Source organism: Microcoleus sp. LAD1_D5, assembly GCF_036702115.1.
GTDB lineage: Bacteria > Cyanobacteriota > Cyanobacteriia > Cyanobacteriales > Microcoleaceae > Microcoleus.
This window is the reverse complement of the sequence record NZ_JAUBSA010000002.1, coordinates 178,542-193,506: the sequence shown is the minus strand read 5'-3', so window position 1 is coordinate 193,506 and position 14,965 is coordinate 178,542. Positions and strand designations below refer to the sequence as shown.

Here is a 14,965-nt window from a genome sequence, read left to right as displayed (position 1 = left end):
ACAAAAAATGCTTCGACTATCCCAAACCCAACTCAAAATCCTCGAAGAATGCCCCCGCAAATTCCAACACAGCTACCTAGAACTCCTAGCCACCACCGCCTCCCCAGAACACAAAGAAAAACTCACATGGGGAAGCCACTTTCACCTATTAATGCAGCAGCGAGAACTCGGCCTCCCCATTGAATTTATCATCCAACAAGACCCTGAACTGGGACGCTGTGTGGCAGCATTTATCAACACCGCACCCGAACTTTTCACTAATTCAGAAAATAGCGATCGAATTTTCCGCCAAGCCGAACACCCCCGCACCCTAATTTTCCAAGACTACCTATTCACGGTTATCTATGACTTGCTAATAGCAGAACCAAACGCCGCCCAAATTCTCGACTGGAAAACCTATCCCCGCCCTCAAAAATCAAAATGGATAGCCGAAAGTTGGCAAACTCGCCTCTATTTATACGTCTTAGTAGAAACCAGCGACTATGCCCCCGAACAAGTTTCTATGACATACTGGTTCGTACAATTGCAAGGAGAAGAACCGCCGCAAAAACTCAAGTTTTATTACAACCAAACAGAACACGATCGCACAAAACAAGATTTAACCCACCTATTGCAGCAGCTAACCGACTGGCGACAGCGCTATACCGAAAGCGGCGAATTCTTACCCCAAGTAGAAATTAGTTCTAATCTTTGCGATTCCTGTCAATTTGCCACTCGCTGTAACCGCACACAAAACACAAAAACTCCCTCACCAGATATTCTCGCAGAAACTCCCACAGATTGGCTGCCAAATCTTGCTATAATCGACGAAATATATATTTAACAGGACGACGGCAAAGTGCCACAAGCGCGATCGACTTGTAGGGTACGTCAGAGTTGCCTTATCACTCGATAATTAAGGGTTTGATCCTGACGCACCTTACCATATATGCCACTGGCGTAAGTCCTATTTAACATACAAATAAGCCTCCGGGTCCATCGGTGCTCACAATCTAAAATCTCAAATCTCCAATCGAATGGCAGAAACCCCTCAAAACTGGCAAAATCAACTCTTACCCCAACCCCCAGCTTGGCTGATCCAAGCTGTCAGAAACCATGCACCAGAACTCCCCGGAAACTATGCCGCCGCACTTCTGTGGTATAGAGGGATTCAAAACCCCGAACAAATACCTGGTTTCTTAAATCCCAAACTTTACCAACCAGCAAGTCCCTTTGAATTCGGACTAGAAATGAACTGGGCGATAGAAAGAATCCAGCAAGCACGAAACAGCGCAGAAAAAGTCGCAATTTGGGGAGACTTCGACGCCGACGGCATTACCTCAACCTCCGTACTTTGGGACGGACTGGGAGAATTTTTTGCTCAAAATGACCAATTAACTTATTACATTCCCAACCGCTTAACCGAATCTCACGGACTCAATACCCCAGGAATAGACGCCTTAGCAAAATCGGGAATTAGCTTAATTATTACCTGCGATACTGGTAGTACAAACCTCGCCGAAATCGAATATGCAACTAGCTTAAACATCGATACAATTATTACCGATCATCATACATTACCGGAAGATCGCCCGCCAGCTACAGCCATTATCAATCCCCGCTACTTTCCCCCAAACCACCAACTATTTAACCTTTCAGGAGTTGGAGTAGCTTACAAATTAGTTGAAGCATTATATCACACATTACCGGATATTCCGCAGCGCCCGCTCACAGATTTATTAGAATTAGTAGCGATCGGCTTAATTGCCGATTTAGTCCAACTTACAGGAGACAGCCGCTACCTAGCACAAATCGGCATCCAGCAACTGCAAAAACAAATCGCAAATCCCACCCGCCCAGGAGTTGCAAAATTGCTTGAACTGTGCAAAAGATCGGGCGATCGCCCAACCGACATTTCCTTCGGACTCGGCCCCCGAATCAACGCCGTCAGCCGCATTCAAGGTGACGCCAGCTTCTGCGTAGAACTCCTCACCAGCCGCGACAAAAAACGCTGCGAAGAATTAGCAAATATAACCGAAATTGCCAACTCCCGGCGCAAATCTTTACAAAAAGATGTTGCTAAAGATGCCGCCGCCAAATTAGCCAAACTCGACCTTTCAACTACTAGCGTCATCGTCCTCAGCGACCCCCAATGGCCGGTAGGAGTATTAGGATTAGTAGCGGGACAAATCGCCCAAGAATACGGCCGCCCCGTGATTTTATTCAGCACAGAAGGAAGCGAAGAAATTAACGAAAATTCCCCAGAAACGCAATTTACCTCCTTCTTAGAGTCAGAATCACCAACACTTTCCCCATCCAAAATTGCCAGGGGCTCGGCGCGTTCCGCCAATCAAATAGACCTTTACCAATTAGTCAAAGACCAAGCGCATTTATTGCACAGATTTGGCGGTCATCCCTTCGCTGCTGGATTAAGTCTCCCCGTTGAAAATATTCCCCTATTTACAGATGCAGTAAATCAGCAACTGCGGCAACAATACAGCACAGATAGTTTAACAGCCGCCCCCGTTCAAGCCGACCTAAAAATTACTGTCTCCGAATTAGGCAAGGACTTATTTCAAGAACTAAAATTGCTCGAACCGTGCGGTATGGGCAACCCCGCACCCAAATTGCTGATTGAAAACTGCTGGTTTGACAATCTGTGGAATCAAAAAATTAAGGATTTGAAAGGGCAAAAAGTAGAATATATCAAAACAGAATTTACAATTAGGGACGAATCTAGCGATACGGGATTTCCCGGCATTTGGTGGGGACACAATCAAAACGAAGTTCCCCAAGGCCGCTGCGATGTCACCGTTGAACTCGATTTTAATACTTACAAATCGCGATATGAAGTGCGTCTCGTAGCCGTGCGGGAACGCACGGAAGAAAACCAAATCAATTCGCCCACTAAAATAGATTGGATCGTAGACTGGCGCAATAGAAATAATGATGAAGAGTTGTTAGCAGCCAGCACAAACTTAGAATCTCCAATGCCGATCGACAATCTAGTTTACAATTCCGAAATGGTCGATCGCGAAAACTCGATCGTCCTCAAAGAATGCCCCGCAAGCTGGGACGAACTGCGGATCTGGTTTCGGCAAGCACAGCACACTCAGAAAAAACTCGCGATTGCCTACACATTACCCCCACTCGTACCCCCACAGCAAATCTGCCAACAGCTAATCGGCATCGCCAAATACCTCAGCCGCACCAAAAAACCCGTCACCAGACAGCAACTGCGCCAAAAACTCGGCATCAGCGACACCTCCCTGCAACTGGGGTTCAAAACCCTAACATATCTTGGTTTCAAAATCAATTATCGCGATCGAGCTTTCCACATCACCAGACAACCCGAAACCGGACAGCAGGAAGACGCGCCCGATAAAATCCCGCAACCGTTATTAGATAGTCAATCCATCCAATCCTCCGTGCCCAATTCGCCTATCGCCGCCCGTTTTGCAGCGCAATTCCTCGCAGCAGTCTCCGAAGAACAATTCCGGCGGAAATATTTCTGTGAAGTACCCCTCTCAACCATTCAATCGATCGCCCGAGAGACCGTTTTCCAAGAAGATTCTACAGCAAATCTTTTCTAACTGATATCTGCCACCATTGTTAAGCATAGGCAGGATGAGAGTTCCACTCATGAGATAACTTTTCTTGTGGGGCCCGCGCTCGCTCGCGCCGGTGGAGCTGGCTTTCTCGCCTGTGAAGTGAGAGAGATTGTTGTAGATGTGGCTTAAGAGGCCTATTCCTGACACGGATGCAACATCTCAGTTCTAAGAAATATCTTACTTCTGAATTCATCCCGATAAAATAAGGCATAGGACAATGAGAGTTATCCGTTGCGAGTCAGGCCCAAAACTCATAACTCCTAACTCACAAGCCAAAACCCAAAACTCCCCACCACCAAACTCGATCGCCCATCTCCAATTTAAAACCCCTATGCTTCTCTGTCCCCGCTGCCAATTTGAAAATCCCAATCCAAACAAGTTTTGTCAACAGTGCGGAAATTCCCTAATTTACAAACCTTGCCACGAATGCGGTGCCCAAGTCGCTTTTAGCGCCAAAGAATGTCAGAATTGCGGCGTCGCAACAGGTCAAGTGTGGCGGGCCATTATCTGCGGTCGATCGAATTTTCCAGCAGTCGAGGCAGACGAGTCAACCCTACCCCCAGCCGAGTTTCCCCAAAAACCAGAGAGGGTTCCAGAAATCGCATCGCGCCAAAACTCTCCTGAACCAATCACAGACGCCATTAAAACCGAAATAACCACCCCACCCGAACCCCCAACAGCAGTCGCATCAACTTCTCCACAGCCAAGCGACGGCGAATTCAACAGCACAGAAATTGACCCTGTGGTAGCCGTGGGGGCGATCGCACCAGCATCCTTTCAAACAACAGAAAAAAGCTCTACTACAGCACCACAGCGCGAAATAACCCCATCTGAGCAGCATTTTACAACCGCACCACAGCCTAAACAAATCCAGGAAGCAACCGAGAACCCCGACAGCCCAAACATAGCTGACACATCCCCTCCATCTCCAGAATTCCCCATCCCCAATTCAGAATATTTAATCCCTTCCCAGCCAGCCGGAGCTTATTTAGACACTCAGCAGCGCTACCAACTCCTAGAAACCGTGCCGCCGAGAAAACGCTCCGACACAGTAGAAGTAACAGTATTGGACTGTCAGCCGCTGGAAATGTCACCCCTCAAAGCCATGCTAGCAGCCAACTCTGCCAGCGTCGCCAGACGAACCTCCCCCTACACCGCAGTAATCAAAGGCGGAGAAAATTCAACCAATTCCGCTTTAGCAGAGCTTTGCCAAGGCATAGCTGAACCTTATCTGGCACTCCGGTGGCAATTCTCTCAAAACCTGCCAGTCATTCACGATAGCTGGTCAGACAACGAACAGGCAGTCCTGCTGCTAGAAGACTGCTCCCAATGGCCGCTGCTGGTAGAACGCTGGAGTCAACCCGAAACTTCCATCCAGCAAATTTTATACTGGCTGCACGAAATGACAGAACTGTGGGCTGCCCTAGAACCCTGGCGCTGTCGGCAAAGCTTGTTGGAACTGACAAATTTACGAGTCAACCCCGACTCTTCCTTTTCCTTGGCTTCTTTGCGGCTGCAATACCTCTATCCCGAACCCGCCGGCTCAAACCTGCAACTGGTAGATTTGGGGCAACTCTGGCAGGTGATATTTAGCCAGTCCGATCGTCGCACTCAGTTTGGCGCCTTGCTCGAACTGCTGCAACAAATGTACAGAGGCGAGATTAACACGATCGAAGAATTGCGATCGCGCCTAGAAACAGTTCCCCTCGAACTCCAACCCGCACCTTCACCAATATCAACCTCCACGCGCCGGCCTTTCCGGGGCCCAGACGAGTCGCCCCCCGAGGTTGGCGAGGTCTTAACCCAGCCCATGCCACTCCAGATTTACAGCTTAGAAGACGCAGGCCTCACCGATGTTGGCCGCACGCGCGACCACAACGAAGACTTCTTCAGCATCTGGACTCAGCTCAACAAACTCGAAAGCTCCTTCGGTCGCATCTTTCAAACCAAAGGGCTTTACATTCTCTGCGACGGCATGGGCGGACACGACAGGGGAGAAGTAGCCAGTCAACTAGCCGCTGAAACCCTCAGAGAATTTTTTCAAACCAGTTGGGAAAACCAACTACCTCCTGCAGACACCATCCGCGAGGGAGTGCTGCTAGCCAACAAAGCCATCTTTGAAATCAATCAAAAGGACGGACGCTCCGGCAGCGCCCGCATGGGTACAACTCTAGTCGCAGTCTTAGTTCAAGACACCCACTTCGCCGTTGCCCACGTCGGCGACAGCCGCCTCTACCGACTGAGAAAGGGACAAACCCTAGAAAAAATCACCTCAGACCACGAAGTCGGGCAGCGCGAAATTAAGCGCGGGGTTGACCCAGAAACTGCTTATGCCCGTCCCGACGCCTATCAACTAACTCAAGCCCTCGGCCCGCGAGACAGTAATTATCTCAAGCCTGACGTGCAGTTTTTAGACTTGTGCGAAGATACCTTATTAATTTTGGCTTCCGACGGTTTGACAGATAATGATTTGTTGGAAACTCACTGGCAGAACACTCTCGAACCCCTTTTCAACCCCCAAGCTGATCTCGACCAGGGAGTTGCCCAATTGATTGAACTGGGCAACAAACGCAACGGTCACGACAATATCACGGCAATTATCATTCGGGCGCAGGTAGGCGCATTTCGATTTTAGAATTTGGATGCTGCCAACTGTTCCAAAGGTGGCGCTTTCCCCCGCGACTGTCTGCGTTAAACCTGCAATTGTTGCAGAGAAAAAAACAGCTTCTGCCGTTTCCGGGCAAGGCTTTACTGCTGGCTCTGTTATTAGGTGTCCGGTGTTAAAACAGCTTCGGTTTGAGTGTTCAAAAACTGATTACAGACCCATACTCTTGCAAACAATCTGTGGAGTACCAACCATTTATCCGTAGCTTTAATTTTGAGACTCTGTTCAGGGAATCTACTGGAAAAAGTTGCTTGATAGTAAGTGGATTCATCATTGCTGAAAGAGCTTTCACTTACAAAAATAGTTGGTCTAATGAAAAAAAATCAACTAAAATGAAGTGAGTCTGCAGGCGGGCTGATGCGAAATCTGTTTTATACTCGATCGCTCTCGGGGCAATTTGGGCCTAGGCAGGAAGTGCCCGCCCTACATATAGATGTGGGGGGTAAATCACAATCTGCTACTCCATCAAATTTACGTAAAAGTTGAGCGATTGTTTACCTACTTTTTGTAGTTTCAAGTGTTAAATCGCTCGACTGTGTTTTAAGGAGCGATCGACCCTATGAATTTTTACGGATAATTGTTCCCAAAAAACTATTTATAACTTAGTTTTTGATGAATCTTTAATCATAATCAGGATATTATAAAGTTTTCCTGAAACTAACGTGTGAAGCTCATAAGTAATTTTTAATTTCTAATTTTTCAAAGCCCTACGCCCCTGATCTGTAAATTCCCGCCAACTCTCACTGCCAAATCAGGGAGTTCAACCACATCAATCAAAAATGCTGCTGACTCTTTTAGATCCAGAAAAACAGACCCCCCTGCAACAGTGGAGTTTCGAGAGCGAATCCATTATTCGCATCGGCCGCTCTCCTGAAAATCACGTTGTGATCCCCAATGCTCTAGTGTCACGGCAGCATCTGGAATTGCAAAGAGTTAATAGCGGGAGATCCAGCCAGTGGTACTTAGTCAATTCGGGGACAAATGGCACTTTGGTTAACGGTATTCTCATGTCTCAGGGTTGGATATCCGACGGTGCCCTGATCCAGTTGGCGCGGGGCGGCCCAATTCTGCATTTCCAAGTGATTACTATTGAACTCGGCGGCAAGATTGAGGCGAACCCCACCGTCAATCTTCTGGTACCGAGGTGTACCCACGCGGGAAACCCGCCGGGGAATTTATTCTGCATCCACTGCGGCGAACCGATTAAAGTCGATCGCACGGTGCGCCACTACCAAGTGTTGCGAACTTTGGGCCAAGGCGGTATGGGAACAACCACTTTAGCCTGGGATCGAGATAAAGCGAAAGCTCAACAACCCGGAAGTTCCCCCGCAGCATCTCTGGTAGTCCTCAAGGAAATGAATGCTGATATGGCTCAAATCGCCAAAGCTCAAGAACTGTTTGAACGTGAAGCTAAAACTCTCAAGGCTCTGCACCATCCGGGAATTCCTCAGTTTTTTGACTTCTTTGTGGAAGGGGGCAAAAAATACTTGGTTATGGAAATGCTCCACGGCGAGGATTTAGAAAAACGCATCTACAACCGCGGACCTGTTGCTCCCCAACAAGCAATAGAGTGGATGATCCAAACCTGTGAGGTTTTGGACTACATCCACTCTCAAAAACCCCCTATCGTCCACCGGGATATTAAACCTGCTAATTTGCTGGTGCGCCACCGCGACAATTGCATTACACTGCTGGATTTTGGCGCCGTTAAAGAAATCGGCACTCCTCCAGGGACTCGCATCGGCGTTGAAGGCTACACCGCACCAGAACAAGACCGGGGACAGCCTCTCCCTCAGTCGGATTTATATGCTATTGGGCCTACTTTGATTTTTTTGCTGACAGCCCAAAGCCCTCAAAACTTTTACGGGAAAATAGCTGGAGGTTACGGGTTTAAGCTCGAAAATATTCCGACGATCGCCCCCAAGCTGCGGGACACCATTTTGCGAACCACGGCAGCTAAGCCTGGGGATCGCTTTCAAACTGCTCAACAATTAGCTCGAGCTTTAGCAGCTTCCCTTTCATAGAAGTCAAAAGTCATTAGTCACTGGTCATGCGTCATTAGTCAGAAGGAAAAAGTCCGCTGTCATTCGTCATTCGTCACTAGCAAGAGGGAAGAGGAAACAAGGAAGAGGGAAGAAGGTAACAACGGAAAATTTATTGAGAAAATATACCCGATCGCCTCGAAATTTCTCTCCGACACCCCAGTCCTCCGTCTCCTCTGTTATTCTTCGTCCCAAGCTTCTACAGCTATCAACTCGCTCACGGGGTCTTGCATAGAAAAATCAAACTCTAGCAATTGCTGTTTCCAGTACGGCCATTCGTCGCCGTAAAGCAGAGCAATTTTCCAAATACTGTCTGTCGGCTTGATAATGTCAGACGTGACGAGAGAATGCACCTGACGCTGGAACTTAACCATCGGCTGTATAACCTGCTGGCTCATAATACCTCTTGAATTGTTTAAATCTTGTGTAATTACCACTTCCCAGCTCTCACTTTTTACCGCAGTTTCGCCAAGAACAGTCTCGCCAAGATACGTGTAGATTTTTGTCGGGAAGCTACATATTCAACTTGTATCTTAACAGAGTTCGTTTTGACAAGGGCCTATAAGCAGGACTGAAGAGTCAAGACCGACTTCAAAGAATTAATCATCTTTAAAATGTCCCGCTATATGCTGTCGATCGACAGTGGGAGGTTTGCTGCCTTGATTGTTTCCACATAGTGGTAGATGCAAGGGCTGCGTTAGGCTTGTTCTTGACAAGGCTGAGTTTGCGTAGGAGAAACTGCAACTACTGCGATTTGGTGGCTACAGCGTAATTTCCGCTTTCCTGCACGTAAACCACACCTCTTTCACCTTCGACGCTGGGTTCGCTGTGAGAGTGGGGTCTGAGCTACTTGACACTCCCCAGCCTAAAGGCGTGGGGATTCTTAATTCATCGACTGACCTTTAAGCGCTATGTCCTTTCGGCACTTCTTAAACCTTTCAACCGTACAAAATACCAATTGACGAGTTCAACTCACAGCAACCCCAGAGGGTCTATCTCCAAAAGCGTACTAGGATATGAACCTAGAGTTCGGGTATGCCCTACCCTACTTAAAAAGACTAAATAGTTTGTTTCTCTGGTTAAAGGAACTGTGTTAAGCCCCTAGCTGTTTATAGAGTTTTCGCCGCTCTTTGTCCCCCGGTTTACGCGCCAAAGTGTGTCGTTAACTGTTTTTATGCACGATGGCTTAGGAGTTTAACCTTGACTACTCTAGTATACTAGAAATTTTTTGATTTTTAGGAAGGGATTTAAGAAATTAAAGCCGTCCTAGAAGGACAGGGTTTTAGACCCAATTTCCTTGATAAACTCCTTGATAAACTGATTATAACTCTACTCACCGCAAAAGCGATCAAAAATTGTTGGATACTGTTGATCGCCACCCCTAAATGTCGATCGAACATTCTAGGCTGCCCCACGCGGGCCAGCAGGCAAGTTTCAAACCCATCGTCCGTCTTGATTCAATAAATCTCACATCTCAAATCTCAAATCTAAAATTGTATGACTTGGACAAGGCGACACATTCTCACTCTGGCTGATTTTACCTCGGACGAATACGATACCGTGCTGCAAACAGCAGCCAGTTTTCGGGAGGTGCTCGGCCGCCGCACGAAGAAAGTGCCGGCCCTGCAGGGTCAAGTGGTCGCGAATTTGTTTTTTGAACCTTCTACCCGGACTCGCAATAGTTTTGAGTTGGCGGCGAAGCGGCTGTCAGCAGATACGCTAAATTTTACCCCTGGAAGTTCTTCTCTGACGAAGGGGGAGACTATTCTGGATACGGCTAAGACTTATCTGGCGATGGGAACGGATTTGATGGTGATCCGGCACGAACAAGCTGGAGTTCCCAGCACGATTGCTTCGGAAATGGATCGCTTGGCTTCAAGAGTCAGCGTTCTCAATGCAGGAGACGGTCAGCACGAACACCCGTCGCAAGGTTTGCTAGACTTATTTACTATTTGTGCTCTGTTAGATACCGAACGTCCGCGGCTGGAACTTTTAGCGGGTAAAAAAATTGCTGTGGTGGGGGATATCTTGCATTCGCGGGTGGCTAGGTCTAATATTTGGAGTCTAACGGCTTCTGGGGCAGAGGTTCATTTGGCCGGGCCGCCAACTTTGCTACCGCTGTTGTTTGCTGAGTGTGGCGATGGTAGGGAAGGCAAATTATTTTTGCATTGGCAGCTTGAACCTGCTTTGGCCGATGCTGATTTTGTGATGACTTTGCGGCTGCAAAAGGAACGGATGAGCGACCATTTGCTGCCGAGTTTACGAGAGTACCATTCTTTGTACGGGATTACGCGCGATCGGCTCAAACTCTGCAAGCCGGATGTGAAGGTGTTGCACCCGGGCCCGGTTAACCGTGGCGTGGAAATTAGTTCGGATTTGATGGACGATGCCCAGTTTAGCCTGATTTCTCAGCAAGTTACCAGCGGCGTGGCGGTGCGGATGGCATTACTTTACCTGATCGGCGGGGGTAAAGTTTAGGCTGTTAGTTGTTAGTCATGAATTTCGGATATTCGATGATTTTCAGGATCGATCGCATATTTAAAATAATCGTTACCCAGTATAGCCGGGTAACGATTAAAACTCTTTCTAGAAATGTCAAGTGCTCTAGTTAAGAGTTAGGAAAGCCAGGACGCAGATACCCAGCCACCACCTTTGACTTGTGCCCAGCCGTTTTTGTAACGACCGGTCAATTTGATGTGGTCTCCATAATATAACTTGCCGATTACATGAGAACAGCTACTGGGGCGGTTGCGGATATTCAGTCGGCCGCCATTCGTGACAACTTTGGCGTAGCTGTGATGGCCGTGATGACTTTTCTTGCCGCAGCGGGAGTAGTGGCAACTTGCTTGCGCTTCGCCAGCGACACCCAGAACAGATAGAGCTACTGCCAGACCTGCAACGCCTATCCATGCAGAATTAGGAATTTTCAAGCCCAGTTGGTCTAACGACTTGACTTGGAGTTCGGACTCTGGAGATTCATAAGCAACAAAAGAGTGGCTCAATGCTAGTGCTTCCATAGTTTCCTCGTGATTGTTTTTAACATTTTTTGATGGAGATTCAGGTCAAAACCTCGATTAACAGCCCAAATTATTAACTTATGTTTCCTAAAAGCCACAAAAGGGCGTTAAGGTCTGGCTTTTGGCGAGTATTGGCTAATGTTCCTGAATCCTGCACAGGTATATCATGCCATCTAAGTAGCTTTCCGGAACAAAAAAATAAATAAAGTTTACATCTGCTGCTAAAAATTTGGGCTACGCCAATAAGTTGGAGGGCAGAATTAAACTTAAACTATGTCATTAAAAAGGGAACGAAGTTATCGCTTGGGGTTTGAGATTGCTTGTACTGAGTTGCGAATGACACTACTTATTTGCGTGTGCTTATTTATTGAGTTGCTACAGCAATATCGGCAGTTAATTCTAAAAAACAAGCATCCTGCTCGTCTTCAAGCACGGTCTTAATTTGGTTCGGGCGAGTTATATTGTAGCCGATCGCACTGGTGCAGAAGTTCGGGAAAATGGCATCGGGCCCTTGCCCGTGCTACCAGATGGGTCTCAAGATTACTCTCCCTGTGTCCCCGACAAGAATGCAAGACAAATCCATCGCGACTTGATTTGTGTCAAGATCAATTAACTTATCCAGCACCTCTTCTTTGGCAATGAACTCTAGCGCTGCACTTTCGATCGGCACAATTCCTCAACGCCATGAATCAGACAGCTTCGCCATTACCTTAGCGCCGTTGTCTGTAGAGGAAATATACGCTTTGGCAGATGACCCCGCGAACGGAGCCGTGGTAATGATGAGCGGTACAGTCCGCAACCAAACTGACGGTCAAGCTGTAGTTTCCCTAGAATATCAAGCCTACGAACCGATGGCCGTGCGAGTATTCCAGCAAATCGCTACGGAAATCCGCCGCCAGTGGGTCGATGTCAATCGGGTCACCATTCACCACCGCGTCGGACACTTGCAGGTGGGAGAAATCAGCGTACTGGTGGCTGTTGGTTGCCCCCACCGGGGGGAGGCCTTTGCAGCTTGCCAGTACGCCATAGATACGCTCAAACACAATGTACCGATTTGGAAAAAGGAACATTGGGCCGACGGTTCTAGCAGTTGGGTTAGTATAGGAGCGTGCGAAGTTGTCGGGCATTAGTAAGCAGTCAGCAGTCATTGACTGTTTGATGAGTGAAGCCGATCGCAGTTTCCGAGTGCGGGAACCCATCGGGATCTGCTAGCGTCAACAAATGTGGAATGTTCGATGAGCCAATTCCACCGATGAGCGACTTTATTTCCGTGTCCTGGTCTGCGGTTGTGGCGACCGTTCAAAGAGTGCAATTGCCAGCCGAAAAACTCTCTAATTATGACTTGGTGTTGCGTTGTCAGGAAGGAAATCGACCTGAGAGCACTGCTTTTTCAGAACTGTTGAAGCGTTATCAGTCTCACGTAGACAGGGTTCTATATCACTTGGCTCCTGACTGGCAAGACCGAGCAGACTTGGCTCAGGAAGTCTGGATTCGGGTCTACCGCAATGTTAACCGCTTGCAAGAGCCGGTAAAATTTCGCGGCTGGCTGAGCCGCATCGCCACTAATTTGTTTTACGATGAGTTGCGGAAGCGCAAGCGGGTGCGAACTCCGCTGTCGCTGGACGTACCCCGTGCTCTGGAAGATGGCGAGGTAGATTGGGAAATTCCCGCCGACAGTCCGGGGCCTGATGAAGATTTGACGACTCGAGAATTTTACGACCAGTTGCGGGTGGCGATCGCGGATTTGCCAGAAGTATTCCGCACGACAATTGTTTTGAGAGAAATAGAAGGTTTAGCATATGAGGAGATAGCGGAAATGACCGGTGTTTCTCTGGGAACTGTCAAGTCGAGAATTGCTAGAGCTCGCCAAAGATTGCAGTTGGAATTGCAAAAATATCTCGATGGTAATTAGCAAGAGTGCTTTGAGAGGCGGGTCAAGAAGATGTGGTGATGTTGGCTGTGACATCAAAACTTATCTTTTAAAATATAAAAAAGCAGTAAATCATTCTAATCGCGAGTGCGTCTTTCCTCCAATTAAAGCAATTTTGAAATATGAATTATAACTTTGAATCGGATAAAAATCAGAATCAGCAAGGTATCGGGGATTCACTCGCTGAAACTCAAGCTAACAAGAATTATCCCCAGGGGAATGTAACTACTATGATGCGCGATCGATTTGAATTGCTGAGTGCCTACCTCGACGGCGAAGTGACGGCGGCAGAACGTCGGCAAGTCGAGGACTGGCTGACAAATGACCCTGTGACGAAGGGTTTGTACTCGCGACTTCTGATGATGCAGCGGGGTTTTCAGTCAATGCCGGTGCCTGCTTCGGAACAATCTGCACAGGAGTTGGCGACGAAGGTTTTGCAGCGGGTGGAACGCAAGTCGAAACAAACTTGGATGTTGGGTGGAGGTGCGATCGCAGCTTTGTTGATTGCGGTGGTATCTGGTGTCGGTGGCGGCCGCCAATTGTTTGCTCCCCAGTTTGCTCGATCGCCCGTTCCTGCTGAATCTGACGGTTTGATTGTAGCTTTGAACGAGCCTCTGGTGGAGATTGTTAATCCCAACGATTTGATGCTTGGGGTGAATGCACCGATAATGGATATTCCCAAAGTTGGTCTAGCAACCCCTCAAAAGTCATTGCCAAAGGCGCAGTAGAATTTCTGTTTTGAGCAATAACGGAAGTCGCGAAGCTCCCTAAAAAAGGGGGCTTTTTGCCGTTTTTCCCAGTTTTTCAAGGTAGGATATATCCTTTGACATTTTCCTGGCTTTGAATGACGAATTGTGGGGCGATCGCATCTTAATATCCGAGTATGTAGCTAGTTGAATTAGAACACGCGATCGCACTTGTCACCTAGTTGCAAAGTAATCGGTAATTTCATTGAGATCTCGACGGGCTTCAGGGGAAATAATGTAGCGACTCATTGTTGATTTTCCCGCATTTTGCGAAATTTTTCCCGCAATCTAGCTATAACTATTTCCCCATCAATTCCTTCCCCGCGTTCAAGCTGAGCTAGTCCTGCCGATACTTTTGGACGAGTTTCATCGACCCATTCTTGATAACGATCGCTCTGTTGCCGATCGCTTCTGTCTGCGAGTAGTTCCAACGTCGCAGCAATTACCTCATCCACCGAAGAATATTTGCCACTTTTGACTTGCGCTTCAATAAATTTATTATGGTCAGGTTTTAGAGTAATGTTCATGCGCTTTACTTCTAATAACTTTTAGCCATTATATCATTTCCACTGGCTCTCTCCGTGTCCAGGCGAAGGGGAAGGCGATGGCGAGCAATTAAACTCGATCGCAGTTGGCCTCGGTTTTTTGCAGATTTGCGATCGGCAACAGCAATGTCTTCTCAATTTCCTGCCGCCCAGCAGGAGATACATTACAAGCGCTATTGAGGCAATATACCAGCAATTTATTAGGATCATAATACTTCCTCAGTCATAAATTTTGCTGTTCGTTAAATTGCCAATCGTGACCTATATTGCGATAGGAAATTATGATTTGTCTTAATTCCTTAGTCCAAACTTGTCCGTTAGCTTGCCACCATTGCCTAAATATTTCCTTCTCACCATCGGGGTGAGGTAGTAGTTTCTTAAATTCTTGCAGTGGTTGCATCAGTTCAGGTTCAACAACAGGGACAAGAAG

11 protein-coding genes and 1 pseudogene are annotated in these 14,965 nt (G+C 47.6%); 8 read left to right on the top strand and 4 right to left on the bottom strand.

All coding sequences use genetic code 11. The annotated features are described in order from the left end of the window. The first annotated feature begins 7 nt into the window (after positions 1 to 7). The 4 genes from QUA70_RS01895 to QUA70_RS01880 all read left to right on the top strand — a co-directional run bounded on the left by QUA70_RS01895 (position 8) and on the right by QUA70_RS01880 (position 8,279). A complete protein-coding gene (locus QUA70_RS01895; protein WP_333344890.1) occupies positions 8 to 823 on the top strand; it encodes a PD-(D/E)XK nuclease family protein in 816 nt (271 codons plus the stop codon). A gap of 193 nt (positions 824 to 1,016) precedes the next feature. After that, positions 1,017 to 3,572 carry a DHH family phosphoesterase gene (locus tag QUA70_RS01890; RefSeq protein WP_333344888.1) on the top strand — a complete coding sequence of 852 codons (2,556 nt, stop codon included), beginning with the start codon at positions 1,017 to 1,019 and terminating at the stop codon, positions 3,570 to 3,572. Positions 3,573 to 3,921: 349 nt separating this feature from the next. Further along, the gene (locus tag QUA70_RS01885; protein ID WP_333344886.1) at positions 3,922 to 6,225 is read left to right on the top strand and encodes a serine/threonine phosphatase; all 2,304 of its coding nucleotides are present in this window, start codon (positions 3,922 to 3,924) and stop codon (positions 6,223 to 6,225) included. A gap of 809 nt (positions 6,226 to 7,034) precedes the next feature. After that, positions 7,035 to 8,279 (top strand): protein kinase domain-containing protein, encoded by a 1,245-nt coding sequence (locus QUA70_RS01880; protein ID WP_333344884.1) that lies wholly within the window; start codon positions 7,035 to 7,037, stop codon positions 8,277 to 8,279. A 197-nt stretch (positions 8,280 to 8,476) separates the two neighbouring features. Here QUA70_RS01880 and QUA70_RS01875 read toward each other — a convergent pair whose 3' ends face one another. Beyond that, positions 8,477 to 8,695 (bottom strand): DUF4327 family protein, encoded by a 219-nt coding sequence (locus tag QUA70_RS01875; RefSeq protein WP_006631282.1) that lies wholly within the window; start codon positions 8,693 to 8,695, stop codon positions 8,477 to 8,479. Positions 8,696 to 9,794: 1,099 nt separating this feature from the next. Between QUA70_RS01875 and QUA70_RS01870 the strand changes: the two genes are divergently transcribed. Further along, positions 9,795 to 10,775 carry an aspartate carbamoyltransferase catalytic subunit gene (locus QUA70_RS01870; protein WP_333330926.1) on the top strand — a complete coding sequence of 327 codons (981 nt, stop codon included), beginning with the start codon at positions 9,795 to 9,797 and terminating at the stop codon, positions 10,773 to 10,775. 137 nt (positions 10,776 to 10,912) lie between these two features. Here QUA70_RS01870 and QUA70_RS01865 read toward each other — a convergent pair whose 3' ends face one another. Next, on the bottom strand, positions 10,913 to 11,314 hold the full coding sequence (locus QUA70_RS01865; RefSeq protein WP_333344882.1) for an SH3 domain-containing protein: 402 nt from the start codon (positions 11,312 to 11,314) through the stop codon (positions 10,913 to 10,915). A gap of 638 nt (positions 11,315 to 11,952) precedes the next feature. Between QUA70_RS01865 and QUA70_RS01860 the strand changes: the two genes are divergently transcribed. From QUA70_RS01860 to QUA70_RS01850, 3 genes are all read left to right on the top strand, one after another. Continuing rightward, a complete protein-coding gene (locus tag QUA70_RS01860) occupies positions 11,953 to 12,444 on the top strand; it encodes a molybdenum cofactor biosynthesis protein MoaE (protein WP_333344928.1) in 492 nt (163 codons plus the stop codon). A 122-nt stretch (positions 12,445 to 12,566) separates the two neighbouring features. Further along, a complete protein-coding gene (locus tag QUA70_RS01855) occupies positions 12,567 to 13,226 on the top strand; it encodes a sigma-70 family RNA polymerase sigma factor (protein ID WP_333330917.1) in 660 nt (219 codons plus the stop codon). 140 nt (positions 13,227 to 13,366) lie between these two features. Next, entirely contained in the window at positions 13,367 to 13,972 is a 606-nt protein-coding gene (locus QUA70_RS01850) for a zf-HC2 domain-containing protein (RefSeq protein ID WP_333330915.1), read from the top strand. Between the two features lie 263 nt (positions 13,973 to 14,235). Here the strand turns inward: QUA70_RS01850 and QUA70_RS01845 are convergent, their stop codons facing one another. Together QUA70_RS01845 and QUA70_RS28505 are read right to left on the bottom strand one after the other, a co-directional pair. Then, the gene (locus QUA70_RS01845) at positions 14,236 to 14,517 is read right to left on the bottom strand and encodes a type II toxin-antitoxin system ParD family antitoxin (protein ID WP_333330911.1); all 282 of its coding nucleotides are present in this window, start codon (positions 14,515 to 14,517) and stop codon (positions 14,236 to 14,238) included. Positions 14,518 to 14,605: 88 nt separating this feature from the next. Continuing rightward, positions 14,606 to 14,935, bottom strand: a pseudogene (locus tag QUA70_RS28505) (NACHT C-terminal helical domain 2-containing protein). Between the last annotated feature and the right edge of the window lie 30 nt (positions 14,936 to 14,965).